Source organism: Streptomyces sp. CA-146814, assembly GCF_050942385.1.
Classification (GTDB): domain Bacteria; phylum Actinomycetota; class Actinomycetes; order Streptomycetales; family Streptomycetaceae; genus Streptomyces.
In genome coordinates, this window is sequence record NZ_CP192068.1 from 6043402 (window position 1) to 6068069 (window position 24668).

The 24668-nt window shown below is 71.5% G+C and carries 25 protein-coding genes and 1 pseudogene; 24 read left to right on the top strand and 2 right to left on the bottom strand.

The window, feature by feature from the left end; genetic code table 11:
- Positions 1-361 precede the first annotated feature (361 nt).
- From ACQP09_RS27170 to ffh, 4 genes are all read left to right on the top strand, one after another.
- Complete coding sequence (locus ACQP09_RS27170) at positions 362-1714, top strand: ammonium transporter (RefSeq protein ID WP_433404149.1); 1353 nt, start codon at positions 362-364, stop codon at positions 1712-1714.
- On the top strand, positions 1711-2049 hold the full coding sequence (locus tag ACQP09_RS27175; protein WP_003965965.1) for a P-II family nitrogen regulator: 339 nt from the start codon (positions 1711-1713) through the stop codon (positions 2047-2049). Before ACQP09_RS27170 ends, ACQP09_RS27175 begins: the two co-directional genes overlap by 4 nt.
- A gap of 119 nt (positions 2050-2168) precedes the next feature.
- Positions 2169-4631, top strand: coding sequence for a [protein-PII] uridylyltransferase (locus ACQP09_RS27180; RefSeq protein WP_433404153.1), 2463 nt, complete (start codon positions 2169-2171; stop codon positions 4629-4631).
- A gap of 131 nt (positions 4632-4762) precedes the next feature.
- Entirely contained in the window at positions 4763-6316 is a 1554-nt protein-coding gene (ffh, locus tag ACQP09_RS27185) for a signal recognition particle protein (protein WP_404058950.1), read from the top strand.
- Between the two features lie 81 nt (positions 6317-6397).
- Here ffh and ACQP09_RS27190 read toward each other — a convergent pair whose 3' ends face one another.
- Complete coding sequence (locus tag ACQP09_RS27190; RefSeq protein ID WP_433404157.1) at positions 6398-7249, bottom strand: class I SAM-dependent methyltransferase; 852 nt, start codon at positions 7247-7249, stop codon at positions 6398-6400.
- A gap of 448 nt (positions 7250-7697) precedes the next feature.
- Here ACQP09_RS27190 and ACQP09_RS27195 point away from each other — a divergent pair, with 448 nt between their 5' ends.
- The 17 genes and pseudogenes from ACQP09_RS27195 to ACQP09_RS27275 all read left to right on the top strand — a co-directional run bounded on the left by ACQP09_RS27195 (position 7698) and on the right by ACQP09_RS27275 (position 20712).
- Entirely contained in the window at positions 7698-8291 is a 594-nt protein-coding gene (locus ACQP09_RS27195; protein WP_018509633.1) for a hypothetical protein, read from the top strand.
- Positions 8292-8448: 157 nt separating this feature from the next.
- Positions 8449-8889 carry a 30S ribosomal protein S16 gene (rpsP, locus tag ACQP09_RS27200; protein WP_404058944.1) on the top strand — a complete coding sequence of 147 codons (441 nt, stop codon included), beginning with the start codon at positions 8449-8451 and terminating at the stop codon, positions 8887-8889.
- 2 nt (positions 8890-8891) lie between these two features.
- Positions 8892-9131 (top strand): RNA-binding protein, encoded by a 240-nt coding sequence (locus ACQP09_RS27205; protein ID WP_066978740.1) that lies wholly within the window; start codon positions 8892-8894, stop codon positions 9129-9131.
- Between the two features lie 135 nt (positions 9132-9266).
- Entirely contained in the window at positions 9267-9854 is a 588-nt protein-coding gene (gene rimM, locus ACQP09_RS27210; RefSeq protein WP_433404161.1) for a ribosome maturation factor RimM, read from the top strand.
- Positions 9854-10675, top strand: coding sequence for a tRNA (guanosine(37)-N1)-methyltransferase TrmD (trmD, locus tag ACQP09_RS27215; RefSeq protein ID WP_433404163.1), 822 nt, complete (start codon positions 9854-9856; stop codon positions 10673-10675). The genes rimM and trmD overlap by 1 nt, the downstream gene beginning before the upstream one ends.
- 130 nt (positions 10676-10805) lie before the next feature.
- On the top strand, positions 10806-11156 hold the full coding sequence (gene rplS / locus ACQP09_RS27220) for a 50S ribosomal protein L19 (RefSeq protein ID WP_073882311.1): 351 nt from the start codon (positions 10806-10808) through the stop codon (positions 11154-11156).
- A 71-nt stretch (positions 11157-11227) separates the two neighbouring features.
- Positions 11228-12001: a signal peptidase I gene (lepB, locus tag ACQP09_RS27225; RefSeq protein ID WP_433404167.1), complete on the top strand. Its 774-nt coding sequence runs from the start codon at positions 11228-11230 to the stop codon at positions 11999-12001.
- Positions 11994-13070 (top strand): annotated as a pseudogene (lepB, locus tag ACQP09_RS27230) (signal peptidase I); the annotation flags it as partial. The gene lepB (ACQP09_RS27225) and the pseudogene lepB (ACQP09_RS27230), both read left to right, overlap by 8 nt.
- The gene (gene lepB, locus ACQP09_RS27235; RefSeq protein ID WP_433406778.1) at positions 12973-13887 is read left to right on the top strand and encodes a signal peptidase I; all 915 of its coding nucleotides are present in this window, start codon (positions 12973-12975) and stop codon (positions 13885-13887) included. The pseudogene lepB (ACQP09_RS27230) and the gene lepB (ACQP09_RS27235), both read left to right, overlap by 98 nt.
- A gap of 50 nt (positions 13888-13937) precedes the next feature.
- Entirely contained in the window at positions 13938-14693 is a 756-nt protein-coding gene (gene lepB, locus ACQP09_RS27240) for a signal peptidase I (RefSeq protein WP_433404168.1), read from the top strand.
- Positions 14690-15172 carry an NUDIX hydrolase gene (locus ACQP09_RS27245; RefSeq protein ID WP_433404171.1) on the top strand — a complete coding sequence of 161 codons (483 nt, stop codon included), beginning with the start codon at positions 14690-14692 and terminating at the stop codon, positions 15170-15172. The genes lepB (ACQP09_RS27240) and ACQP09_RS27245 overlap by 4 nt, the downstream gene beginning before the upstream one ends.
- Before the next feature lie 64 nt (positions 15173-15236).
- Positions 15237-15545: a DUF2469 domain-containing protein gene (locus ACQP09_RS27250; protein WP_003965949.1), complete on the top strand. Its 309-nt coding sequence runs from the start codon at positions 15237-15239 to the stop codon at positions 15543-15545.
- 164 nt (positions 15546-15709) lie between these two features.
- Entirely contained in the window at positions 15710-16069 is a 360-nt protein-coding gene (locus ACQP09_RS27255) for a YraN family protein (protein WP_433404174.1), read from the top strand.
- Entirely contained in the window at positions 16069-17691 is a 1623-nt protein-coding gene (locus tag ACQP09_RS27260; protein WP_433404177.1) for a YifB family Mg chelatase-like AAA ATPase, read from the top strand. Before ACQP09_RS27255 ends, ACQP09_RS27260 begins: the two co-directional genes overlap by 1 nt.
- A gap of 164 nt (positions 17692-17855) precedes the next feature.
- Positions 17856-18968, top strand: coding sequence for a DNA-processing protein DprA (gene dprA, locus ACQP09_RS27265; RefSeq protein ID WP_433406779.1), 1113 nt, complete (start codon positions 17856-17858; stop codon positions 18966-18968).
- Between the two features lie 253 nt (positions 18969-19221).
- Positions 19222-20058, top strand: coding sequence for an RNA polymerase sigma factor WhiG (whiG, locus tag ACQP09_RS27270; RefSeq protein WP_356752733.1), 837 nt, complete (start codon positions 19222-19224; stop codon positions 20056-20058).
- 96 nt (positions 20059-20154) lie between these two features.
- Positions 20155-20712: a TetR/AcrR family transcriptional regulator gene (locus tag ACQP09_RS27275; protein WP_018488723.1), complete on the top strand. Its 558-nt coding sequence runs from the start codon at positions 20155-20157 to the stop codon at positions 20710-20712.
- Here ACQP09_RS27275 and ACQP09_RS27280 read toward each other — a convergent pair.
- A complete protein-coding gene (locus tag ACQP09_RS27280) occupies positions 20663-21400 on the bottom strand; it encodes a peptidoglycan DD-metalloendopeptidase family protein (protein ID WP_433404181.1) in 738 nt (245 codons plus the stop codon). The two genes, ACQP09_RS27275 and ACQP09_RS27280, sit on opposite strands and share 50 nt — an antisense overlap.
- 362 nt (positions 21401-21762) lie before the next feature.
- On the opposite strand from ACQP09_RS27280, the gene rpsB reads away from it, so the two are divergent.
- The 3 genes from rpsB (at position 21763) to pyrH (ending at position 24560) form a co-directional block, all read left to right on the top strand.
- Positions 21763-22689: a 30S ribosomal protein S2 gene (gene rpsB / locus ACQP09_RS27285; RefSeq protein ID WP_433404184.1), complete on the top strand. Its 927-nt coding sequence runs from the start codon at positions 21763-21765 to the stop codon at positions 22687-22689.
- Between the two features lie 99 nt (positions 22690-22788).
- Positions 22789-23625: a translation elongation factor Ts gene (tsf, locus tag ACQP09_RS27290; protein WP_433404187.1), complete on the top strand. Its 837-nt coding sequence runs from the start codon at positions 22789-22791 to the stop codon at positions 23623-23625.
- A gap of 161 nt (positions 23626-23786) precedes the next feature.
- Entirely contained in the window at positions 23787-24560 is a 774-nt protein-coding gene (pyrH, locus tag ACQP09_RS27295) for a UMP kinase (RefSeq protein WP_356752740.1), read from the top strand.
- Positions 24561-24668 lie beyond the last annotated feature (108 nt).

Sequence of the window (24668 nt, forward strand, 5' to 3'; positions counted from 1 at the left end):
CCCGACTCGGCTCCCCCATCGCCTGGTCTCCCGGAGAGGCGCCGTGGCCGGTTCGCGTATCCGGGTCGCTCCGGGCCGCCCGGCGGCGTTTCAACCGGACCGTATGCGGCGTGGGCTGCATGGTAGGCAGCGCACCGGACCCGCCACCCGGGATTCATTCCGACGTAACACGCACCACCTCTTCGTCACGCTCGCGAAACATCGTGCGGCATCCCCGGAAACGGCGCTCCGCCAATCTCATGGCGCACAGGCGGTCTCCGGCCATGATCCGCCGGACACCCCCTGACCGGCCCGCACCTTCCCAGTGGTCCCGCAGCTTTCCCCCGCACGCCGCGGCCGCTCCGACGACGAGGAGACGCCGATGCCCCCAGGCATCACGACGCTTGCCGCAGACGCCCCTGAGCTGTCTGCCGCCAACACCGGGTTCATGCTCATCTGCTCGGCCCTGGTGATGCTCATGACCCCCGGCCTGGCCTTCTTCTACGGAGGCATGGTCCGCGTCAAGAGCACCCTCAACATGCTGATGATGAGCTTCATCAGCCTCGGGATCGTCACGATCCTCTGGGTGCTCTACGGATTCAGCCTCGCCTTCGGCTCCGACGTCGGCTCGGTCATCGGCTGGAGCTCCGACTACGTCGGCTTCAGCAACATCGGTGTCACCGAACTCTGGGACGGCTACACCATCCCGGTGTACGTCTTCGCCGCCTTCCAGCTGATGTTCGCCGTCCTCACCCCGGCCCTGATCAGCGGTGCGCTGGCCGACCGCGTGAAGTTCTCCGCGTGGGCCCTGTTCATCGTCCTGTGGGTCACCATCGTCTACTTCCCCGTCGCCCACTGGGTCTGGGGCGCGGGCGGCTGGCTCTTCGAGATGGGCGTCATCGACTTCGCCGGCGGTACGGCGGTCCACATCAACGCCGGTGCCGCGGCCCTCGGAGTGATCCTCGTCATCGGCAAGCGCATCGGCTTCAAGAAGGACCCGATGCGGCCGCACAGCCTGCCGCTCGTCATGCTCGGCGCGACCCTCCTGTGGTTCGGCTGGTTCGGCTTCAACGCCGGATCCTGGCTCGGCAACGACGACGGCGTCGGCGCGGTCATGTTCCTCAACACCCAGGTCGCCACCGCCGCCGCCGTCCTCGGCTGGCTCGTCTACGAGAAGCTGCGCCACGGCTCCTTCACCACCCTCGGCGCCGCCTCCGGCGCGGTCTCCGGCCTGGTCGCCATCACCCCCGCGGGTGGTTCCGTCTCCCCGCTCGGCGCCATCGCGGTCGGCGCCATCGCCGGTGTGCTCTGCGCCATGGCGGTCGGCCTGAAGTACAAGTTCGGCTACGACGACTCCCTGGACGTCGTCGGCGTCCACCTCGTCGGCGGCATCATCGGCTCCATCCTGGTCGGCTTCTTCGCCACCGGCGGCGTCCAGTCCGACGCCAAGGGCCTCTTCTACGGTGGCGGTGTCGAACAGCTCGGCAAGCAGGTCGTCGGCGTCGTCGCGGTCCTCGCGTACTCTCTGGTCGTCTCCGGCCTCATCGCGCTGGTGCTCCACAAGACCATCGGGATGCGGGTCTCCGAGGACGACGAGATCTCCGGCATCGACCAGGTCGAGCACGCCGAGACCGCATACGACTTCAGCGGCGCCGGCGGCGGCACGGTCTCCCGCACCACCGCCCCCGCGACGGACCCGACGGCAGCACCGAAGGCAAAGAAGGTGGACGCATGAAGCTCATCACCGCGGTCGTGAAGCCCCACCGGCTGGACGAGATCAAGGAGGCCCTCCAGGCCTTCGGCGTCCAGGGGCTGACCGTCACCGAAGCCAGCGGTTACGGGCGTCAGCGCGGCCACACCGAGGTCTACCGGGGCGCCGAGTACACCGTCGACCTGGTGCCCAAGATCCGCATCGAGGTCCTCGTCGAGGACGAGGACGCCGAACAGCTCATCGAGGTCGTCGTCAAGGCCGCCCGTACCGGCAAGATCGGTGACGGGAAGGTCTGGAGCGTCCCGGTCGAGACCGCCGTCCGCGTACGGACCGGCGAGCGCGGCCCGGACGCCCTCTGACGGAGGCTCCCGCCGGGCGCCGGACCTCCCTCCGGCTCCCGGCCCGACACCCCCGGCGGACGGCCCGCACACCGGACGGGCGCCCCTGACCGAGGCCCCACCGAACGGAAGGCACCTGGGTGACGAGCACCGAAGCGATCACCGAAAGCGAAGACTCGGGACCCGGCGGCTACGCGGCGGCCCGGCTGCGCCTCCTCCAGCAGGAGGCGCGGTCCGGGCCGCCGCGCCGTGCGGCCCTCGCCCGCCTCACCGACGACTGGCTCACCGGCCTGTTCACGGCGGCGGCCGACCGCGCCGGCGTCCGCGGCGCCGCCCTCGTCGCCGTCGGCGGCTACGGCCGCGGCGAACTCTCCCCGCGCAGCGACCTCGACCTGCTCCTCCTGCACGACGGCAACGCCGACCCGGCGGCCGTCTCCGCCCTCGCGGACGGCATCTGGTACCCGGTCTGGGACCTGGGCCTGGCCCTCGACCACTCCGTACGCACGCCCGGCGAGGCCCGGAAGACGGCCGGCGAGGACCTCAAGGTCCAGCTCGGCCTGCTGGACGCCCGCCCGGTCGCCGGAGACCTCGGACTGGTCGCGTCCCTGCGCACCGCGATCCTCGCCGACTGGCGCAACCAGGCGCCCAAACGCCTCCCCGCCCTCCATGAGCTCTGCCAGGAACGGGCCGAGCGGACGGGCGAGCTCCAGTTCCTCCTGGAACCCGACCTCAAGGAGGCCCGCGGCGGCCTCCGCGACGCCACCGCCCTGCGCGCCGTCGCCGCCTCCTGGGTCGCGGACGCCCCGCGCGAAGGGCTCGACCAGGCCCGCCGCACCCTCCTGGACGCCCGCGACGCCCTCCACCTCACCACCGGCCGCGCCACCGACCGCCTCGCCCTCCAGGAACAGGACCAGGTCGCCGAGGCGCTCGGCCTGCTCGACGCCGACGCACTGCTGCGCCAGGTGTACGAGGCCGCGCGGACGGTCTCGTACGCCACCGACGTCACCTGGCGCGAGGTCAACCGGGTGCTCCGCGCCCGCTCGGTCCGGCCCCGGCTCCGTGCCATGCTCAGCGGCTCTCTCGGAGGGACCAAACCCGCCCCCGAGCGCGCACCGCTCGCCGACGGCGTGGTGGAGGCCGATGGTGAAGTGGTCCTGGCCCGCGCCGCCCGCCCCGACCGCGACCCCGTCCTCACGCTGCGCGCCGCCGCGGCCGCCGCCGAGGCCGGACTGCCGCTCTCCCGCCACCTCGTACGCCATCTCGCCACCACCGTCCGGCCGCTGCCGGTCCCGTGGCCGCCGGAGGCCCGCGAGGAGCTGGTCACCCTGCTCGGCGCGGGGGAGGCCACCGTCGGTGTCTGGGAGGCGCTCGAAGCGGAAGGGATCATCACCCGGCTGCTGCCCGACTGGGAACGCGTCCACTGCCGGCCCCAGCGCAACCCCGTCCACACCTGGACCGTCGACCGGCACCTGGTGGAGACCGCCGTCCGCGCCGCCAACCTCACCCGCCGCGTCCACCGCCCCGACCTCCTCCTGGTCGCCGCCCTCCTCCACGACATCGGCAAGGGCTGGCCCGGCGACCACTCGGTGGCCGGCGAGGTCATCGCCCGGGACATGGCCACCCGGATCGGCTTCGACAAGCACGACGTGGGCGTCATCGCCACCCTCGTACGCCACCACCTGCTGCTCGTCGAGACCGCCACCCGGCGCGACCTGGACGACCCCGCCACCGTGCGGTCGGTCGCCGAGGCCGTCTCCACCGCCTCCACGCTGGAGCTGCTGCACGCCCTCACCGAGGCCGACGCGCTCGCCACCGGGCCCGCCGCCTGGTCCGCCTGGCGCGCCTCGCTCGTCGCGGACCTGGTCAAGCGCGTCGCCGCCGTCCTCGCCGGGGAGGCGCCCGAGGAGCCGGAGGAGGCCGCGCCCAGCGCCGAGCACGAACGCCTCGCGATCGAGGCCCTGCGCACCGGCGAACCCGTCCTCACCCTGCACACCCAGCCCGAGGAGCCCGCCGGGGACGGCGAGGTGGAGCCGGTCGGCGTCGAGCTGCTCATCGTCCTGCCCGACGGGCCCGGCGTGCTGCCCGCCGCCGCCGGGGTCCTCGCCCTGCACCGCCTCACCGTGCGCGCCGCCGACCTGCGCGCGGTGGAGCTGCCCAACGAGGTGGGGGAGCGGGCGGACCTGCTGCTGCTCAACTGGCGGGTGGCGGCCGAGTACGGGTCCCTCCCGCAGGCCGCCCGGCTCCGCGCCGACCTCGTACGCGCCCTGGACGGCTCCCTGGACATCCGGGCCCGGCTCGCGGAGCGGGAGGCCGCCTACCCGCGCAGGCGAGGCGTGAAGGCCCCGCCGCCGCGCGTCACCGTCGCGGCGGCCGGCTCCCGCCGCGCCACCGTCATCGAGGTCCGCGCCCAGGACGCCCCGGGGCTGCTGCACCGGATCGGCAACGCCCTGGAAGGCAGTGCCGTACGGGTGCGGAGCGCCCATGTCTCCACCCTCGGCGCCAACGCCGTGGACGCCTTCTACGTCACCGGCACCGACGGCGAACCGCTGCCGGAGATCCGGGCCGCCGAGGTCGCCCGGGAGGTCGAGAAGGCCCTCGGCTGACGCGTAGGACGCTTTTGTCCAGCCCTCGCCCGGCACCGGATCCGGGCGAGGGCTTGGTGTTCTCCGGGGGCCGGATACCCTGGAGGGCGATTGACCTGCCCCGCCCCCGACCCTGAGGACCGACGAGCGCCGTGTTCGATACTCTCTCCGACCGCCTTAGCGCGACTTTCAAGAACCTCAGGGGCAAGGGCCGCTTGTCCGAGGCGGACATCGACGCCACGGCACGCGAGATCCGTATCGCCCTGCTGGAAGCCGACGTCGCCCTGCCCGTGGTCCGGGCCTTCATCGCCAACGTGAAGGAGCGGGCGCGCGGCGCCGAGGTCTCCCAGGCGCTGAACCCCGCCCAGCAGGTCGTCAAGATCGTCAACGAGGAGCTCGTCGCCATCCTCGGCGGCGAGACCCGGCGGCTGCGGTTCGCCAAGACCGCGCCCACCGTGATCATGCTCGCCGGTCTCCAGGGTGCCGGTAAGACGACGCTGGCCGGAAAGCTCGGCCTCTGGCTCAAGGGCCAGGGCCACTCGCCGCTGCTCGTCGCCTGTGACCTCCAGCGCCCCAACGCCGTGAACCAGCTGAGCGTCGTCGCCGAGCGCGCCGGCGTCGCGGTGTACGCCCCCGAGCCGGGCAACGGCGTCGGCGACCCGGTCCAGGTCGCCAAGGACTCCATCGAGTTCGCCAAGGCCAAGGTCCACGACATCGTCATCGTCGACACCGCCGGCCGCCTCGGTATCGACCAGGAGCTGATGAGCCAGGCCGCGGACATCCGCGACGCCGTCAGCCCCGACGAGATCCTCTTCGTCGTCGACGCGATGATCGGTCAGGACGCGGTCAACACCGCCGAGGCCTTCCGTGACGGCGTCGGCTTCGACGGCGTGGTCCTCTCCAAGCTCGACGGTGACGCCCGCGGTGGCGCCGCCCTGTCGATCGCCCATGTCACGGGCAAGCAGATCATGTTCGCGTCGAACGGCGAGAAGCTGGAGGACTTCGACGCGTTCCACCCGGACCGGATGGCCTCCCGCATCCTCGACATGGGTGACCTGCTCACCCTGATCGAGCAGGCGGAGAAGACGTTCAGCCAGGAAGAGGCCGCCAAAATGGCCTCGAAGCTCCAGTCGAGCAAGGGTGGGAAGGACTTCACCCTCGACGACTTCCTGGCCCAGATGGAGCAGGTCCGCAAGATGGGCTCCATCTCCAAGCTGCTCGGGATGCTGCCCGGCATGGGGCAGATCAAGGACCAGATCAACAACATCGACGAGCGCGACATCGACCGCACCGCCGCGATCATCAAGTCGATGACGCCCAAGGAGCGCGCCGAACCGACGATCATCAACGGCTCGCGCCGGGCCCGTATCGCCAAGGGTTCGGGCGTCGAGGTCTCCGCCGTCAAGAGCCTGGTGGAGCGCTTCTTCGAGGCCCGCAAGATGATGTCGAAGATGGCCCAGGGCGGCGGCATGCCCGGGATGCCGGGGATGCCCGGCATGGGCGGCGGCCCCGGCCGGCAGAAGAAGCAGGTCAAGCAGGCCAAGGGCAAGCGCAAGAGCGGCAACCCGATGAAGCGCAAGGCCGAGGAGGCCGCCGCCGCGGAGCGCCGCGAGCAGGCCGCCGCCCAGGGCGGTGCGCTCGGGCTCCCGGCGCAGGAGGACAAGAACTTCGAGCTGCCGGACGAGTTCAAGAAGTTCATGGGCTGACCGGCCCGCCGGACGTATGCGTAAGGGGTGCCCTTGGGAGAGGGCGCCCCTTACGCGCGTTTCGCGGCGGCTTCTTTCAGCTCACGTCGTGCAGACCAGGTAGCGGAAGACGTTCGGCATCCACACCGTGCCGTCCGGGCGCCGGTAGGGATGCAGCGCCTCCGCGACCTCCTTCTCCACCTGGGAGCGGTCGGTGGCCCGTACGGCGGCGTCGAAGAGCCCGGTCGACAGCAGCCCGCGTACCGCGCTGTCCGGATCCGCGTACCCGAACGGGCAGGAGACCCGTCCCGAACCGTCCGGCTTCAGCCCCGCCCGCCCCGCCACGTCCTCCAGGTCGTCCCGGAGCGTGGGCCGCCACCCGCCGGGCCGCTGCGGACGCGCGGACTCCGTCAGCCGGGCCGCGACCCGCAGCACCGGCGCCGTGGCACACCGCTCCGGCGGGCCCCACCCGGTCAGCACCACGGTCGCGCCCCGGGCCGTCAGCGGCAGCGCCGCCTCCAGCGCCGGCACCAGCCCTTCGGAGTCACCGGCCGCACAGCCGATCGGCTCGAACACGGTGATCAGGTCGTACGGTGCCCCGTCGGCGCCCGAGGGGAACCCGGCGTCGTGCAGCCGGGCCCGGTGCGCGGGCGCGCCTTCCGTGCTCTCGTCGGGTAGCAGCCGCTCACGCGCCAGCGCCAGCCGCTCCCGGTCGGAGTCCACACCCGTCACCTGCGCCCCCCGGGCCGCCGCGACGAGCAGGGCGAGCCCGGAGCCGCAGCCGAGCGACAGCATCCGGGTGGCGGGTCCGACTTCGAGCCGGTCGTACACCGCCTCGTAGAGCGGTGCCAGCATGCGTTCCTGGATCTCGGCCCAGTCGCGGGCACGGGTACCGGCGTCCGCCGGCGCGGAGGGATCCGCGTCCCAGAGGTTCCGGACGAGCGTTGGTGTCATGGAAAATGCCCCAATCCGCCAAGAGGTCGATCTTGCCCGAGTGGATGGCCCCCGCGTGCGTATGCCCGCACCCCCGTATGCCAGAGAACTGCGCATCCGCCGTTCCGTCCAGGGGGCGTGGGGCACTGTTTGCGTGCCCCGGTCGTGCGCCTCTCCGCATCAGTCTTACCCGACACCGGGCACCAGGCACGTCGAACGGCCCTCCGGGTACGCTCACCGGCAGACCCGTAAGTGGTGCCGCGCGCCGGCGCACCGCACATCCACGCGCCGGGCGCACCGCACGCTGTGCACCACCTTGGTGCGAGCTGTGCGGCTTCTCCGCAGTTCGGCGCACCCGCCCGCCTCCGGACGCATCCAGGACACATCACGGGCAACTGACTGGTACGTGCAAATTATTTGGGATGCCCCGGAATAGGAACACCACGGCACTCGGACTCGTTGTCACGACGTGAGCACGACACCACCTGTACTTGCCGCAGAGCTGGCACAGGCGTGGGCCGACATTCAGCGGTACCACCCCGAGCTGCCCGATCTAGCCGCGCCCGAGTCCCTGATCGGAGAGTCCTCGTCCGCCTGTGGCGCCGAGCTCTCCTTCGAGCGACTGCTCCACGAGGCAGTCCACGGCATCGCTGCCGCGAGAGGAGTCCGTGACACTTCCCGCGCCGGCCGCTACCACAACCGACGCTTCCTCGCGATCGCCGAGGAGCTGGGCCTCGACCATGCCGAGGAGCCCCACCCCAGCAGCGGATTCTCCCTGGTCACGCTGAATCCCGAAGCCAAGCGCCGGTACCGCCCGACCACCGAACGGCTGCAGCGCGCCCTCAAGGCGCACACGGTCGCCACCGCCGCCGACACCAAGCGCTCCTTCAGAGGTCCGGCCGCCCGGCACGGTTCCTCCGGGGGCGGCGTCCGGGTCAAGGCCGTCTGCGACTGCGGACGCAACGTCCGCGTCGTCCCGTCGGTCCTGGCCCAGGCCCCGATCGTCTGCGGTGGCTGCGGCAAGCCGTTCCAGATCCCGGAAGCCGCGGTCGCGGTGGGGTGAGCCGAAGTGGTGTGGCAGAATGGTCAGCTGTACTCGACAGTCGCACAGGACCCCTCTCTCCTCCGGCTGACGCGTCCATCGGGCACTCCGAGTACCGCAACCCCACGTGGCATCTAGTTGTGCCCAACCACGTCAGAGACCAGGAGACACCACTTCCGTGGCAGTCAAGATCAAGCTGAAGCGTCTGGGCAAGATCCGTTCGCCTCACTACCGCATCGTCGTCGCCGACTCCCGTACCCGCCGTGACGGCCGGGCCATCGAGGAGATCGGCCTGTACCACCCGGTGCAGAACCCCTCGCGCATCGAGGTCAACTCGGAGCGCGCGCAGTACTGGCTGTCCGTCGGCGCCCAGCCGACCGAGCCGGTCCTCGCGATCCTGAAGCTCACCGGTGACTGGCAGGCCCACAAGGGCCTCCCGGCCCCCGCGCCGCTGCTGCAGCCGGAGCCCAAGGCCGACAAGCGCGCGCTGTTCGAGGCGCTGACCTCGGACGGCGACGAGGCCAAGGGTGAGGCCATCACCCCCAAGGCCAAGAAGTCCGACAAGAAGGCGGACGAGGCTGCTGACGCTGCCGCGTCCACCGAGTCGACCGAGGCCTGAGCATGCTCGAGGAGGCTCTCGAGCACCTCGTGAAGGGCATCGTCGACAACCCCGACGACGTGCAGGTGGCCTCGCGCACCCTGCGCCGCGGGCGCGTGCTGGAGGTCCGGGTCCACCCCGAGGACCTCGGCAAGGTGATCGGCCGTAACGGCCGTACCGCCCGCGCTCTGCGGACCGTCGTGGGCGCCATCGGCGGCCGTGGCATCCGGGTCGACCTCGTCGACGTGGACCAGGTCCGCTGACCGCAGTTGAACACCGGCCAGGGCCGGGGAGGGCCTTCGGGCCGTCCCCGGCCTTTGTCGTAGGCCACCACGACGTCGTGGACCACCCCGACCGGTCGGCTCCTCAAGGCCCCACCCCATCAATCGGAGAACAGCGTGCAGTTGGTAGTTGCGCGGATCGGCCGCGCCCATGGCATCAAGGGCGAGGTCACCGTCGAGGTACGAACGGACGAGCCGGAGCTGCGGCTCGGGCCCGGTGCCGTCCTGGCCACCGACCCGGCGGCCACCGGACCGCTCACCATCGCGACGGGCCGGGTGCACAGCGGCAGGCTGCTGCTGCGCTTCGAGGGCGTGAGCGACCGTACGGGCGCCGAGGCGCTGCGCAACACCCTGCTGATCGCCGACGTGGACCCGGAGGAGCTGCCGGAGGACGAGGACGAGTTCTACGACCACCAGCTCATCGACCTGGACGTGGTGCTCGCCGACGGCACCGAGATCGGCCGGATCACCGAGATCTCCCACCTGCCCTCGCAGGACCTCTTCATCGTGGAGCGCCCCGACGGCAGCGAGGTGATGATCCCCTTCGTGGAGGAGATCGTCACCGAGATCGACCTGGAGGAGCAGCGCGCGGTCATCACCCCGCCGCCCGGCCTGATCGACGAGAGTGAGGCCGTGGTGGCCTCCTCCCGCGACGAGGAGCAGGCGTCGGAGGAGTCCGACGAGGCGCCGAAGGGCGACGCCTGATGCGGCTCGACGTCGTCACGATCTTCCCCGAGTACCTGGACCCGCTGAACGTCTCCCTGGTCGGCAAGGCCCGCGCCCGCGGGGTGCTGGACGTCCACGTCCACGACCTGCGGGAGTGGACGTACGACCGGCACAACACGGTCGACGACACCCCCTACGGCGGCGGCCCCGGCATGGTCATGAAGACCGAGCCCTGGGGCGACGCGCTGGACGAGGTGCTGGCCGACGGGTACGAGTCCGGCGCGCACACCCCGGTCCTCGTCGTGCCCACGCCCAGCGGCCGCCCGTTCACCCAGGAGCTGGCCGTCGAGCTCTCCGCGCGGCCCTGGCTGGTCTTCACCCCGGCCCGGTACGAGGGCATCGACCGCCGGGTGATCGACGAGTACGGCACCCGCGTCCCGGTCGTCGAGGTCTCCATCGGCGACTACGTGCTGGCCGGCGGGGAGGCCGCCGTCCTGGTGATCACGGAGGCCGTGGCCCGGCTGCTGCCCGGCGTCCTCGGCAACGCCGAATCCCACCGCGACGACTCCTTCGCGCCCGGCGCCATGGCCGACCTCCTGGAGGGCCCCGTCTACACCAAGCCGCCCGAGTGGCGCGGCCGGGGGATCCCGGACGTCCTGCTCAGCGGCCACCACGGGAAGATCGCGCGCTGGCGGCGGGACCAGGCCTTCGCCCGGACCGCCCTCAACCGGCCCGATCTGATCGAGCGGTGCGAGGCGGCCGCCTTCGACAAGAAGGACCGCGAGATCCTCTCCATCCTGGGCTTCTCCCCGGAGCCCGGCGGCCGATTTTGGCGCAGGCCACCGGCCGTGGAAGAATAGGCCGCTGCTGTACGTCCGGTGTGCGCCCCTGCCACAGGGGGAAAGACGCCCGCCCGACGCGATCAGCACTCCTTCACTCCTCTCGACATCCCGTCGATGACCTGTGGCATCGGCGAAGAAAGCAGAACTCATGACTTCCCTGCTCGATGGCGTCAACGCCGCCACCCTCCGGTCGGACGTCCCGGCGTTCCGCCCCGGTGACACCGTCAACGTCCACGTGCGAGTGATCGAGGGCAACCGCTCCCGTATCCAGCAGTTCAAGGGCATCGTCATCCGCCGTCAGGGCTCGGGCGTCAGCGAGACCTTCACGGTCCGCAAGGTCTCCTTCAGCGTCGGCGTCGAGCGCACCTTCCCGGTCCACAGCCCGATCTTCGAGAAGATCGAGCTCGTCAGTCGCGGTGACGTCCGTCGCGCCAAGCTGTACTTCCTCCGTGAGCTCCGCGGCAAGGCCGCGAAGATCAAGGAGAAGCGCGACAACTGATCTGCCTCCAGCGGGTGACCGGCAAGGCACCCTCTGGCGTCCACAGCGCGGCCGGATAGGATTCGGCCCCGATGGAGACGCAAGCAGAGCACTCGGAGCGCGACCGCTCCTCGGAACCCCGCACCGGGTCCGAGGAGGGGTCGCGCTTCTCGCGTTTCCGGGGCGCTGTCGTCTCCGTACGGCCCTGGCGGCGGCGCGTCCTTGTTGCAGGGGTGGCGGGTGTGACCGGGCTGCTGCTGTTCAGCGCCTTCGTGGTCCAGCCCTTTCTGATCCCGAGCGGCTCGATGGAGCCCACGCTGCGGGTCGGGGACCGGGTGCTCGTCAACAAGCTGGCGTACCGCTTCGGCGCCGAGCCCGAGCGCGGGGACGTCGTGGTCTTCGACGGGACCGGTTCCTTCGTACGGGAGGACCTGGACGCCAACCCGGTGGCCGCGCCGGCACGCTGGGCGGTGGCCTCCCTGGGCCTCGCGGAGCCTCCTGACACCGACTTCGTGAAGCGTGTGGTGGGCGTGGGCGGCGACCGGGTCGTCTGCTGCGACGCGCGGGGGAGGCTCCGGGTGAACGGGGTGGCGGTGGACGAGACGTACCTCCATCCCGGGGACACCGCCTCCGGCGCGCCGTTCGACATCGTCGTTCCGCAGGGCACGCTCTGGATGCTGGGCGACCACCGCAGCCGCTCCAGCGACTCCCGCGACCACCTCGGATCGCCCGGCGGCGGGATGGTTCCCGTCGAGCGCGTGATCGGCCGGGTGGACTGGCTGGGCTGGCCGCCCGCCCGGACCGGCGGCCTGGAGGGGACCGGCGCCTTCGACGGCGTACGGGAGCCCGGCAGGGCGCATGGGTAACCGCGGGCGCCCGCGCGGCGCCCCGGCCCCCGACGCGTCCCTGCCGACCGGGAGCCGGCCCACCACGCCCCGCTCGCTGCCCACCCGGGCCGAGCGCCGCAGGCTCGCCAAGAAGGTCCGGCGCAAGCGGCGCAGGTCCGCGGTGAAGGAGATACCGGTCCTCATCGTGATGGCGCTGCTGATCGCGCTCGTCCTGAAGACCTTCCTCGTCCAGGCGTTCGTGATCCCGTCCGGATCGATGGAACAGACCATCAAGATCGGCGACCGCGTCCTGGTCGACAAGCTGACTCCGAACTTCGGGGCGAAGCCGCAGCGCGGGGACGTCGTCGTCTTCAAGGACCCCGGCGGCTGGCTCCAGCAGGAGAACGCGGCCGGCAAGGAGGACCCGCCCATCGGCGTCAAGCAGGCCACCGAGGCGCTCAAGTTCATCGGGCTGCTGCCCTCCGACGACGAGCAGGACCTGATCAAGCGCGTGGTGGCCGTCGGCGGCGACACCGTGAAGTGCTGCGGCACCGACGGCCGCGTCACCGTCAACGGCGTACCGCTGAACGAGGCCTATCTGCACCCGGACGACCGGCCCTCGACCGTCCAGTTCGAGGTGGAGGTTCCGGCGGGCCGCCTCTTCATGATGGGCGACCACCGGTCCAACTCCGCCGACTCCCGCTTCCATCTCGACGAGCCGGGCAAGGGCACGGTCTCCGAGGAAGAGGTGGTGGGACGGGCCGTCGTGATCGCCTGGCCGTTCTCCAACTGGACCACTCTGGAGGAGCGCGAGACCTTCGCCGCCGTGGCGCGGGCGAGCGGATCGGAGGCCGCGATTCCGGGGCCGTCGCATAGGGTTGCCACTCTGGATCGCGACGGAATGGTCCGGCTCCCGACCCCTGCGGAACTCCCGCTCGTTATGGGAGTGGTGGGCCTGCACCGGACCGGTCGCGGGCAGTGGCACGTACTGAGGAGTGGATGTGGGGGATTTGGCGGTCGGCGCACGATCCGGACACGACGAACCCGAGGACCGGCCGGAGCGCGACGACTCTCCCGCGGGCGGGGCGGCGGTCCCGCCGGACGGTGACGGCGGTGGTGATCCGGGCGGTGACGGCGGCACTCCGGGCGGTGGCAGGCCTCCCCGGAAGCAGCGCTCCTTCTGGATGGAGCTGCCGCTGCTCATCGGGATCGCGCTGATTCTGGCGCTGTTGATCAAGACCTTCCTGATCCAGGCGTTCTCGATCCCCTCGGACTCGATGCAGAACACGCTGCAGCGTGGCGACCGGGTGCTGGTCGACAAGCTGACACCCTGGTTCGGCTCCGAGCCGGAGCGCGGCGAGGTCGTGGTCTTCCACGACCCGGGCGGCTGGCTGCAGGACACCGCGACTCCGGAACCCAACATCGCGCAGAAGTTCCTCAGCTTCATCGGTCTGATGCCCTCCTCCGAGGACAAGGACCTGATCAAGCGGGTCATCGCGGTCGGCGGCGACACCGTCGAGTGCAAGGAGAACGGGCCGGTCACGGTCAACGGCAAGGTGCTCGACGAGAAGTCGTTCATCTTCCCGGGCAACACCCCGTGCAACGACGAGCCCTTCGGCCCGATCAAGGTCGAGGAGGGCCGGATCTTCGTCATGGGCGACCACCGGCAGAACTCCCTGGACTCCCGCTACCACCAGGAGCTCCCCGGCCAGGGCACCGTCTCCAACGACGAGGTCGTCGGCCGCGCCATCGGCGTCGCCTGGCCCGTGGGCCGCTGGGCGACGCTGCCGATCCCCAGCACGTTCGACCAGCCCGGGCTGAACGCCGCCGCCGCGATGGCCCCGGCCGCACTGGGAGTGGCCGGAGCGCTGCCCCTCGTGTTCTGGCGGCGCCGGAGACTGACCGCCGGGCGTACCGCCGGGTAGGGTGCCGACTCGGATCAGCGATTGTCGATCTCCGATGGGGGAGCGCTGGGATGAGCCGTACGCAACGTGAGGACGACGGCCGCGGCCGGACCGGCACCATGGTGTCGGGCCTGGCCGTGGCCGTCGGCTGTGTCCTCTTCCTCGGAGGTTTCCTCTGGGCGGCGGTGGTGTACAAGCCGTACGCCGTCCCGACCGACTCCATGTCTCCCACGGTCAACGCCGGCGACCGGATACTCGCGGAGCGGATAGACGGTGCCGACGTCCGGCGCGGTGACGTGGTGGTCTTCACCGACAGCGTCTGGGGCGACACCCCGATGGTGAAGCGCGTGGTCGGCGTCGGCGGGGACACGGTCGCCTGCTGCGACCAGGACGGCCGCCTCACCGTCGGCGGGACCCCGGTGGAGGAGCCGTACATCGACCGCGGGCCCGCCGCCGCGGGGACACGTGCGCCCGCCTCGCCGCAGGACTTCTCCGCCAAGGTGCCGAAGGGCCAGATCTTCCTGCTCGGCGACGAGCGGTCCACCTCGCTGGACTCCCGGGTCCATCTGGAGGACGCCGGGCAGGGCTCCGTACCCCTGAGCGCCGTCCAGGCCCGGGTCGACGCGGTGGCCTGGCCGATGAGCGGCATGATCGGCCGCCCCGCCTCGTTCGCCGCGCTGCCCGGCGGAGTCTCCGCCGACGGCCCGCTCCCGCTCCAGGTGGGGGCGGTGCTGGTCGGCGTGGTCCTCATCCTGGGCGGAGCGGCGTACGGACCCGTCGCCGCCCGCTCCGCCCGCCGTCGGCGGACCGCCGGAACCACCCGGTGACTGCGCGCCGGGTCGCCCGGGTGGTGCTCCTGGACCCCGACGACCGCATCCTCCTGCTCCACGGCCATGAGCCGGGCGACCTCGGGAACGACTGGTGGTTCACCCCCGGCGGCGGCCTGGAGGGCGAGGAGACCCATGAGGAGGCCGCCCGCCGCGAGCTGGCCGAGGAAACCGGGATCACCGACATCGAGCTGGGCCCGGTGCTCTGGAAGCGGACCTGCTCCTTCCCGTTCGACGGGCGGCGCTGGCACCAGGACGAGTGGTACTTCCTCGCCCGTACGGCACAGACCGCCACCGCGCCGCAGGGCCTCACCGAGCTCGAATTGCGCAGCGTCTCCGGTCTGAGGTGGTGGACTTCCGCCGAACTTCTCGCGGCGCGTGAGACGGTGTACCCGACCAGACTCGCCGAGCTGCTGCGCACGCTCCTCGACGAGGGTCCCCCGAGTGTTCCGTTGGTCCTCGCCGCCGAGATCGCCTGATCGTCCAGGGGCGCCGGAGGCTGACGCACAATGGGGGGACGCACGGCTGAAGGGGAAACATGCCATGAGCGCCGAGGACCTCGAGAAGTACGAGACCGAGATGGAGCTGAAGCTCTACCGGGAGTACCGCGATGTCGTCGGTCTGTTCAAATATGTGATCGAGACCGAACGGCGCTTCTACCTCACCAACGACTACGAGATGCAGGTGCACTCCGTCCAGGGTGAGGTTTTCTTCGAGGTGTCCATGGCGGACGCCTGGGTCTGGGACATGTACCGGCCCGCGAGGTTCGTCAAGCAGGTCCGCGTGCTGACCTTCAAGGACGTCAACATCGAAGAGCTCAACAAGAGCGATCTGGAACTTCCGGGAGGCTGACCCCGCGCGGCCCGCACGTCCTGGGGCCGCCGACTCGTGCGAGATGCGGAACAGACCCGGTCACCCGTGAGGGTGGCCGGGTTTTCCACATCGGGAGGGTTATCCACCAAGATCCACAACTTCCGTCCGGCCGGGTCAGAGTCGGTGGCGGAGGTGGTGCCGATATGAACGCACGGGGGGCACTCGGGCGGTACGGCGAGGATCTGGCGGCACGGCTGCTGACCGACGCCGGAATGGCCGTGGTCGAGCGCAACTGGCGGTGTCGCGCCGGAGAGGTCGACATCATCGCCAGGGACGGTGACGCACTGGTCTTCTGCGAGGTGAAGACCCGCAGGTCGGGCGCGTTCGAACATCCGATGGCCGCGGTCACGCCGGTCAAGGCGGACCGGCTGCGCCGGCTCGCCGAGATCTGGCTGGAGCGGCACGGCGGACCACCGGACGGCGGGGTCCGGATCGATCTGATCGGGGTGATCGTGCCCCGGCGGGGGGCGCCTGTCACCGAGCACGCACGGGGGGTGTCCTGATGGGGTACGCACGGGCGTGTTCCGTGGCGCTGGTGGGTGTCGAGGGCGTGGTGGTGGAGGTCCAGGCGGACCTGGAGCCCGGGGTGGCGGCCTTCACGCTGGTCGGGCTGCCGGACAAGAGCCTGATCGAGAGCCGGGACCGGGTGCGGGCGGCGGTGGTCAACTCCGGGGCCGAGTGGCCGCAGAAGAAGCTCACGGTGGGGCTCTCCCCGGCCTCGGTCCCCAAGAGTGGATCGGGTTTCGATCTCGCCGTGGCGTGTGCGGTGCTCGGCGCGGCGGAGCGGATCGACCCCGCCGCGATCGCCGACGTGGTGATGATCGGCGAGCTGGGGCTCGACGGCCGGGTCCGTCCCGTACGGGGAGTGCTGCCGGCCGTCCTCGCGGCGGCCGAGGCCGGATACCAGCAGGTCGTCGTCCCCGAGCAGACGGCCGGTGAGGCGGCCCTGGTGCCGGGCGTCTCGGTCCGCGGCGTCCGGAGCCTGCGCCAGCTCATCGCGATCCTCTGCGACGAACCGGTCCCGGACGAGCCCCTGGACGACCGGGGGCGCCCCGACGCCATGCTCGCGGGGCTCATGGTTCCGGGCACCGGCCTCGGCGCGGGCCTGGCCCCGGCCTCGGTGCGCGGCGAGGGCCACGCGCCGGACCTGGCGGACGTGGCGGGACAGCCGCGCCCGCGCAAGGCCCTGGAGGTGGCGGCGGCCGGGGGACACCATCTGCTCCTCTCGGGTCCGCCGGGCGCGGGCAAGACGATGCTGGCCGAGCGCCTCCCGGCGGTCCTGCCGCCGCTGACCCGGCAGGAGTCCCTCGAAGTGACGGCGGTCCACTCCGTGGCGGGCATCCTCCCGCCGGGTGAACCGCTCGTCTCCCGGCCGCCCTACTGCGCCCCGCACCACTCGGCGACCATGCAGTCCCTGGTGGGCGGCGGCAACGGGATGCCGAGGCCGGGAGCGGTGTCGCTCGCTCACCGCGGGATTCTTTTTCTTGACGAGGCTCCCGAATTCTCGGGCAAGGCGCTGGACGCGCTGCGGCAACCGCTGGAGTCGGGCCATGTGGTGGTGGCGCGGGCGGCGGGGGTGGTGCGGTTGCCGGCCCGGTTCCTGATGGTGCTGGCCGCCAACCCGTGCCCGTGCGGCCGGCACACCCTCTCCGGTGCGGGCTGCGAGTGCCCGCCCTCGGTGGTCCGCCGCTACCAGGCCCGGCTGTCCGGCCCGCTTCTCGACCGGGTCGACCTCCGGGTCGAGGTGGAGCCGGTCGACCGGGCGGACCTGCTGGAGCAGGGTGGCCGGGGCGAGCCGACGGCGGTGGTGGCGGCACGGGTACGGGAGGCCAGGGCGCGGGCGGCGGAGCGGCTGACCGGGACACCGTGGACGACGAACAGCGAGGTGCCCGGCCACGAGCTGCGGACCCGTCTCCTGGCGGCCCCCGGAGCGCTGGCCGCGGCGGAACGGGACCTGGAGCGCGGAATCCTCACCGCCCGGGGCCTGGACCGGGTGCTGAGGGTGGCGTGGACGGTGGCCGACCTGAGAGGCGCTCCCCGGCCGGAGGCCCGCGACATCGCGGTGGCCCTGGAGCTGCGGACCGGCATCCAGCGGGGGGTCGCGATGGAGGCGGGGGCGCTGTGAGGGGGGTTTCGGTGCGGGGGCAGGTCGCGGAGCTTGACGGGGCTGGTTCGGAGTTGCCGGGGCCGGGCTCCGGTGCGGACCTGGGCCGGCCGGTGCAGGGGCCGGAGTCGCCGGGGGAGCCGGTCCTCGAACCTGAGCGGGTGGCGCGGGCCGCCTTGACCCGCGTGTTGGAGCCGGGTGACGAGCGGGCCGGGGCGTGGTTGCGGCAGGTGGGGCCTGTCGCGCTGCTGCGGGCGCTGCGCGTCGCGGACGGCACGGCGGAGAAGCTGCCGGGGATGACCGCCGTACGGCTGGAGGGCTGCCGGCTCCGGGCGGCGGCGGCCGAACCCGAGCGGGACCTGGCGGCGGTGGCAGCCCTGGGCGGGCGCCTCGTCTGCCCGGGGGACCGGGAGTGGCCGAGCCAGCTCGACGACCTGGGGGACGCTCGGCCCGTCGGGCTCTGGGTGCGGGGCCGGCCCGACCTGCGGCTGTGGGCCCTGCGCTCGGTCGCGGTGGTCGGTGCGCGGGCCTGCACGCCGTACGGGGCCCACATGGCGGCGACCCTCGGCGCCGGGCTCGCGGAGCGCGGCTGGGTGGTGGTGTCGGGCGCCGCGTTCGGCGTGGACGGGGCGGCGCACCGCGGGGTCCTGGCGGTGGGCGGCGCGACGGCAGCGGTGCTGGCCTGCGGGGTTGATGTCCCTTACCCGCGCGGCCACGCGGAGTTGATCGGCCGGGTGGCCCAACAGGGCTTGGTGGTCGCGGAGTTGCCGCCGGGCTCCCACCCCACCCGCAGCCGGTTCGTCCTCCGCAACCGGGTGATCGCCGCGCTGACCAGAGGAACGGTCGTGGTGGAGGCCGAGTACCGCAGCGGCTCCCTCGTCACCGCCCGTCAGGCCCAGCGCCTCGGCCGGTTCGTGATGGGCGTGCCGGGGCCCGCCACCAGCGGACTGTCGGCCGGAGTCCATGAACTCCTCCGCGGCGAGGGGGTGCTGGTCACCGACGCGTCCGAAGTCGCCGAGCTGATCGGCGACATCGGCGACCTGGCACCGGACCGCCGCGGCCCGGTACTGCCGCGGGACCGGCTGGACCCGGTGGCGGCGAGGGTCCTCGACGCCCTCCCGTACCACGGTCTGATCAGCCCCCGTGACCTCGCTCGCGGCGCGGGGACCTCCGTCGATGAGACGCTCGGGCGGCTGTACGAACTGCACTCACTGGGGTTCGTCGAACGCGAGGGCGACCACTGGCGGTTGACGCCTCCGTCACCCCGCGACGGCGACGCACGGCGAGGCGGTTCTTGACCTGGAGCATTCGGGTGAAAAGGTAAGGCCGATGACCTCGCACGATCGATCGGTGACCTGCTGGGGCCGTCGCCCGTCGCGATGGCCCCGGCTCCCGGCAGGCGCGGGCGGCATGAACGGCAGAACGCCATCACGCGGCCCCGATCTCCGCTCCTGTGCGGACTGCGACACCGCAGTCACGCTACGCTCACAAGGATTCCGCCCCAGACAGAAGTCCCCCAGCACTTCACGGCAGAACGGCTCAAGGCACCACATGCCCCAGCACACCTCCGGGTCTGACCGCGCGGCAGTACCACCGGTTGCGCGTGGCACTGTGCGCCCTCCCGCCCCCTCCTCGCTCGACGAACTGTGGCGTTCGTACAAGACCACCGGCGACGAGCGGCTGCGGGAACAGCTGATCCTGCACTACTCGCCGCTCGTCAAGTACGTCGCGGGCCGGGTGAGTGTGGGGCTGCCGTCCAACGTCGAGCAGGCGGACTTCGTCTCCTCCGGGGTCTTCGGACTGATCGACGCCATCGAGAAGTTCGACATCGAGCGGGCCATCAAGTTCGAGACGTACGCGATCACGCGGATCCGCGGCGCGATGATCGACGAACTGCGCGCGCTCGACTGGATTCCGCGCTCCGTGCGGCAGAAGGCGCGGAACGTGGAGCGCGCCTACGCCACGCTGGAGGCGCAGCTGCGGCGTACCCCGTCCGAGTCCGAGGTCGCCGCGGAGATGGGCATCGCCTTGGAGGAACTGCACGCGGTTTTCAGCCAGTTGTCCCTGGCCAACGTGGTCGCCCTGGAGGAGCTGCTGCACGTCGGCGGCGAGGGGGGCGACCGGCTGAGCCTGATGGACACCCTGGAGGACACCGCCGCCGACAATCCGGTGGAGGTCGCCGAGGACCGCGAGCTCAGACGGCTGCTCGCACGCGCCATCAACACGCTCCCCGACCGTGAGAAGACGGTCGTGACCCTCTACTACTACGAGGGCCTGACCCTCGCGGAGATCGGCAACGTTCTCGGCGTCACCGAGAGCCGCGTCAGCCAGATCCACACCAAATCCGTCCTCCAGCTCCGGGCCAAACTGGCCGACGCCGGACGCTGAAACCGTCCCCTCCGGCCACCCGGAGAGAGGCTGAGCCCTTCCCTCCGGCAGCTGCCGCCGTAGAGTGGATGCGTGCCCAGGATTCGAGCGGCCTCCGTGGCCGAGCACCGGACCATGCAGCGCGGCGCCCTCCTGGACGCCGCGCGCTCCCTGCTGTCCGAGGGCGGTACGGAGGCGCTGACCTTCCCCGCACTCGCCGAGCGCACGGGCCTCGCCCGGTCCTCCGTGTACGAGTACTTCCGCTCCCGCGCCGCCGTCGTCGAGGAGCTCTGCGCCGTCGACTTCCCCGTCTGGGCGGCCGAGGTCGAGAACGCGATGGAGCGCGCCGAGACCCCCGAGGCGAAGATCGAGGCGTATGTGCGCCGCCAGCTCGATCTCGTCGGCGACCGCCGCCACCGCGCGGTCGTCGCGATCTCCGCGAGCGAACTGGACGCCGGAGCCCGGGAGAAGATCCGGGCCGCGCACGGCGGGCTGATCGCCATGATCGTCGAGGCGCTCGGCGACCTCGGCCACACCCAGCCGAGGCTCGCCGCGATGCTCCTCCAGGGCTCGGTGGACGCCGCGGTGCGCCGTATCGAGCTGAGCGTGGCGGAGGAGCCCGGCGTCATCGCGGACACCGCCGTCGCGATGATCCTGCGCGGCGTACGCGGCTGAACGCGTCGGTCCCCGGCGCCGCTCCCGGTCCCGGCGCCGCCGCCTCTTCCGGCTCCGGCACCCCGAACACCGGCAGCAGCCGCGACGGGCCGCGTCGTAGCAGGGCCGGTGGCAGCAAGGAGAGCGGGTCGAGGTAGGCGTCGCCCTGCCGCAGCCCCCAGTGCAGACAGCCTGCCGCGCAGTGGAACGGCCCCGCCTCCAGCAGACCGACCGTCTGCCCCGCGGCCACCTCGTCCCCCTTGGCCGCCAGCGCCCGCACCGGCTCGTACGTCGTGCGCAGCGCTGGAGCCCCGCTCCCGGCCAGCTCGACGACGACCACCCCGCGCCCGGCCACCCGCCCCGCGAAGGAGACCCGGCCGGTGGCGGCGGCCAGTACCGCGTCGCCCGGCCGAGCCGCCAGGTCGACGCCGCGGTGGCCGGGCCCGTACGGGTCGGCGGGCGGCTCCCACCCCCGTAACACCGCAGGCCTTCCGGCCAGCGGCCAGACCGGCCCACCGTCCAGCTCGGCGTATGTCCCCTCGAAGCCGTCCGCGCCCCCGCCCGTCTCCTCTGTCGACGAGGACACCTCCGCCTCCGGCGGTACCTCCTCCCCGCCCCGGACCGCCGGAAGAAGCCGCGCCCCGGCGGACAGCCCCACCGAGGGCGGCGGCAACGCGGCCGCCGACAGCACAACGGCCAGCAGCACCATCGGCAGGCCCCACCGACGCGGGCCGGCCGAGCGGGACGGGAGCCGCAAGCGTCGCGGCAATCGCAGAAATCGCTGGAATCGCATGGATCAACGCTCCCCCGGAGGCCCGGATTCCGGGGATCTTGGTCCGCGCCTGTGGACTACCCACCGGTTGTGGATATCGCCGTCACCCGGCACCCGGCGGGTCCCGTACACTTCTTACGGCGATCCGGGTCACCGGGTCGACTTCGCACGCCCCGCCACCTCCCTCTTCCGGGACGGTGGCCGCGCCCCTCGGTCCCTTGTGGCACGGCGCGATCGGGGCGTCAGGCGCGAACGCAAACCTGCGGTCGCGATAACCGAGCACCTCAAGGAGTACGGCCATGGCCGTCGTCACGATGCGGGAGCTGCTGGAAAGCGGCGTCCACTTCGGTCACCAGACCCGTCGCTGGAACCCGAAGATGAAGCGCTTCATCTTCACCGAGCGCAACGGCATCTACATCATCGACCTGCTCCAGTCGCTGTCGTACATCGACCGCGCCTACGAGTTCGTCAAGGAGACCGTCGCGCACGGCGGCTCCATCATGTTCGTGGGTACGAAGAAGCAGGCCCAGGAGGCCATCGCCGAGCAGGCGACGCGCGTCGGCATGCCGTACGTCAACCAGCGTTGGCTCGGTGGCATGCTCACCAACTTCTCCACCGTCTACAAGCGCCTTCAGCGTCTGAAGGAGCTCGAGCTCATCGACTTCGAGGACGTGGCCGCCTCCGGCCTCACCAAGAAGGAGCTCCTGGTCCTCTCGCGTGAGAAGGCCAAGCTGGAGAAGACCCTCGGTGGTATCCGCGAGATGCAGAAGGTGCCCAGCGCCGTCTGGATCGTCGACACCAAGAAGGAGCACATCGCCGTCGGTGAGGCGCGCAAGCTCCACATCCCGGTCGTCGCGATCCTCGACACCAACTGCGACCCCGACGAGGTCGACTACAAGATTCCGGGCAACGACGACGCGATCCGCTCCGTCACCCTGCTCACCCGCGTGATCGCCGACGCCGTCGCCGAGGGCCTCATCGCCCGCTCCGGTGCCGCCACCGGTGACTCGAAGCCGGGCGAGAAGGCCGCCGGCGAGCCGCTGGCCGAGTGGGAGCGCGACCTGCTCGAGGGCGACAAGAAGGACGAGACCGCGGCTGCCGCCGAGGTCCAGTCCTCCGCCGAGACCGAGAAGGTCGCCGACGCCGAGAAGCCGGCCGAGGCCGTCGCCGAGGCCGAGGCCGCTGCCGACGCTCCGGCCGCCGACGCGGACGCCGAGCAGGCCTGACACCCGTCACGGCTGCTGACGGCGGGGGCCGGCGCCACCAGCGCGGCCCCCGCCGTTCACCCGTAGATCTTTCAGACTTCGAGAGAGACATACAGACTCATGGCGAACTACACCGCCGCTGACGTCAAGAAGCTCCGCGAGCTCACCGGCGCCGGCATGATGGACTGCAAGAAGGCGCTCGACGAGGCCGACGGCAACGTCGACAAGGCCGTCGAGGCGCTCCGTATCAAGGGCCAGAAGGGCGTCGCCAAGCGCGAGGGCCGTTCCGCCGAGAACGGTGCCGTCGTCTCCCTCATCTCCGAGGACAAGACGTCCGGCGTCCTCCTCGAGCTGAAGTGCGAGACGGACTTCGTCGCCAAGGGTGACAAGTTCCAGACCGTCGCCAACACGCTCGCCGCGCACGTCGCCGCGACCTCCCCGGCCGACATCGCCGCGCTCCTCGTCTCCGAGATCGAGCCCGGCAAGACCGTCCAGGCGTACGTGGACGAGGCCAACGCCAACCTCGGCGAGAAGATCGTCCTGGACCGCTTCGCGCAGTTCACCGGCGACTTCGTCTCCGTGTACATGCACCGCACCATGCCCGACCTGCCCCCGCAGATCGGTGTCCTGGTCGAGCTGGACAAGGCCGACGCCGAGCTGGCCAAGGGCATCGCCCAGCACATCGCCGCCTTCGCGCCGAAGTACCTCTCCCGCGAGGACGTCCCGGCCGAGGTCGTCGAGGCCGAGCGCCGCGTCGCCGAGGAGACCACCCGCGCCGAGGGCAAGCCCGAGGCCGCCCTCCCGAAGATCGTCGAGGGTCGCGTCAACGGCTTCTTCAAGGAGGCCACGCTCCTCGGCCAGCCGTACGCGCTGGACGCCAAGAAGTCCGTCCAGAAGGTCCTGGACGAGGCCGGTGTCACCCTGAAGCGCTTCTCGCGCATCAAGGTCGGCATCTGAGTCCGTCCGGGCGAACAGCGCCGGACCCGATAGGGTCTGGTGCAGTCGACGGCCGCACCCACGCCGGACGACCGCAGATCTGACGAGGAGGCCATTGCCGCTGTAGGGACACCAGACCCACCGGCAATGGCCTTCTTCGTATGTGCACGAGGAGAATTTTCATGGACATGGGCGCGGACGCCACTCAGGCCGACGACAAGCGCGACGACACGTTTTCCGGGCGCTTCATGCTGAAGCTCTCCGGCGAGGCCTTCGCCGGCGGTGGCGGCCTCGGCGTCGACCCCGACGTCGTGCACACCATCGCCCGCGAGATCGCCGCCGTCGTACGCGACGGCGCCCAGATCGCGGTGGTCATCGGGGGAGGCAACTTCTTCCGCGGTGCCGAGCTCCAGCAGCGCGGCATGGACCGGGCCCGGTCCGACTACATGGGCATGCTCGGCACCGTCATGAACTGCCTGGCGCTCCAGGACTTCCTGGAGAAGGAAGGCATCGACTCGCGCGTCCAGACCGCCATCACCATGGGCCAGGTCGCCGAGCCGTACATCCCGCTCCGCGCCGTACGGCACCTGGAGAAGGGGCGCGTCGTCATCTTCGGCGCCGGCATGGGCATGCCGTACTTCTCCACCGACACCACCGCCGCCCAGCGCGCCCTGGAGATCGACGCCGAGGCGCTGCTCATGGGGAAGAACGGCGTGGACGGGGTCTACGACTCCGACCCCAAGGCCAACCCCGACGCGGTGAAGTTCGACGCGCTGGAGTACAGCGAGGTGATCACGCGCGACCTGAAGGTCGCCGACGCCACCGCCATCACGCTGTGCCGTGACAACAAGCTGCCGATCCTCGTCTTCGAGCTGACCGCCGAGGGCAATATCGCCCGGGCCGTCAAGGGTGAGAAGATCGGCACGCTCGTCAGCGACGAGAGCACCCGGGCCTGACGGCCCCCCAGGATGGACAACGGCCTGCCGGTCGGACACCGTGCAGGTGAGGACGCGACGCAGGACCCGCAGGGCCCGTCGATGACGGGTCCGCTCAAGACACGCAGG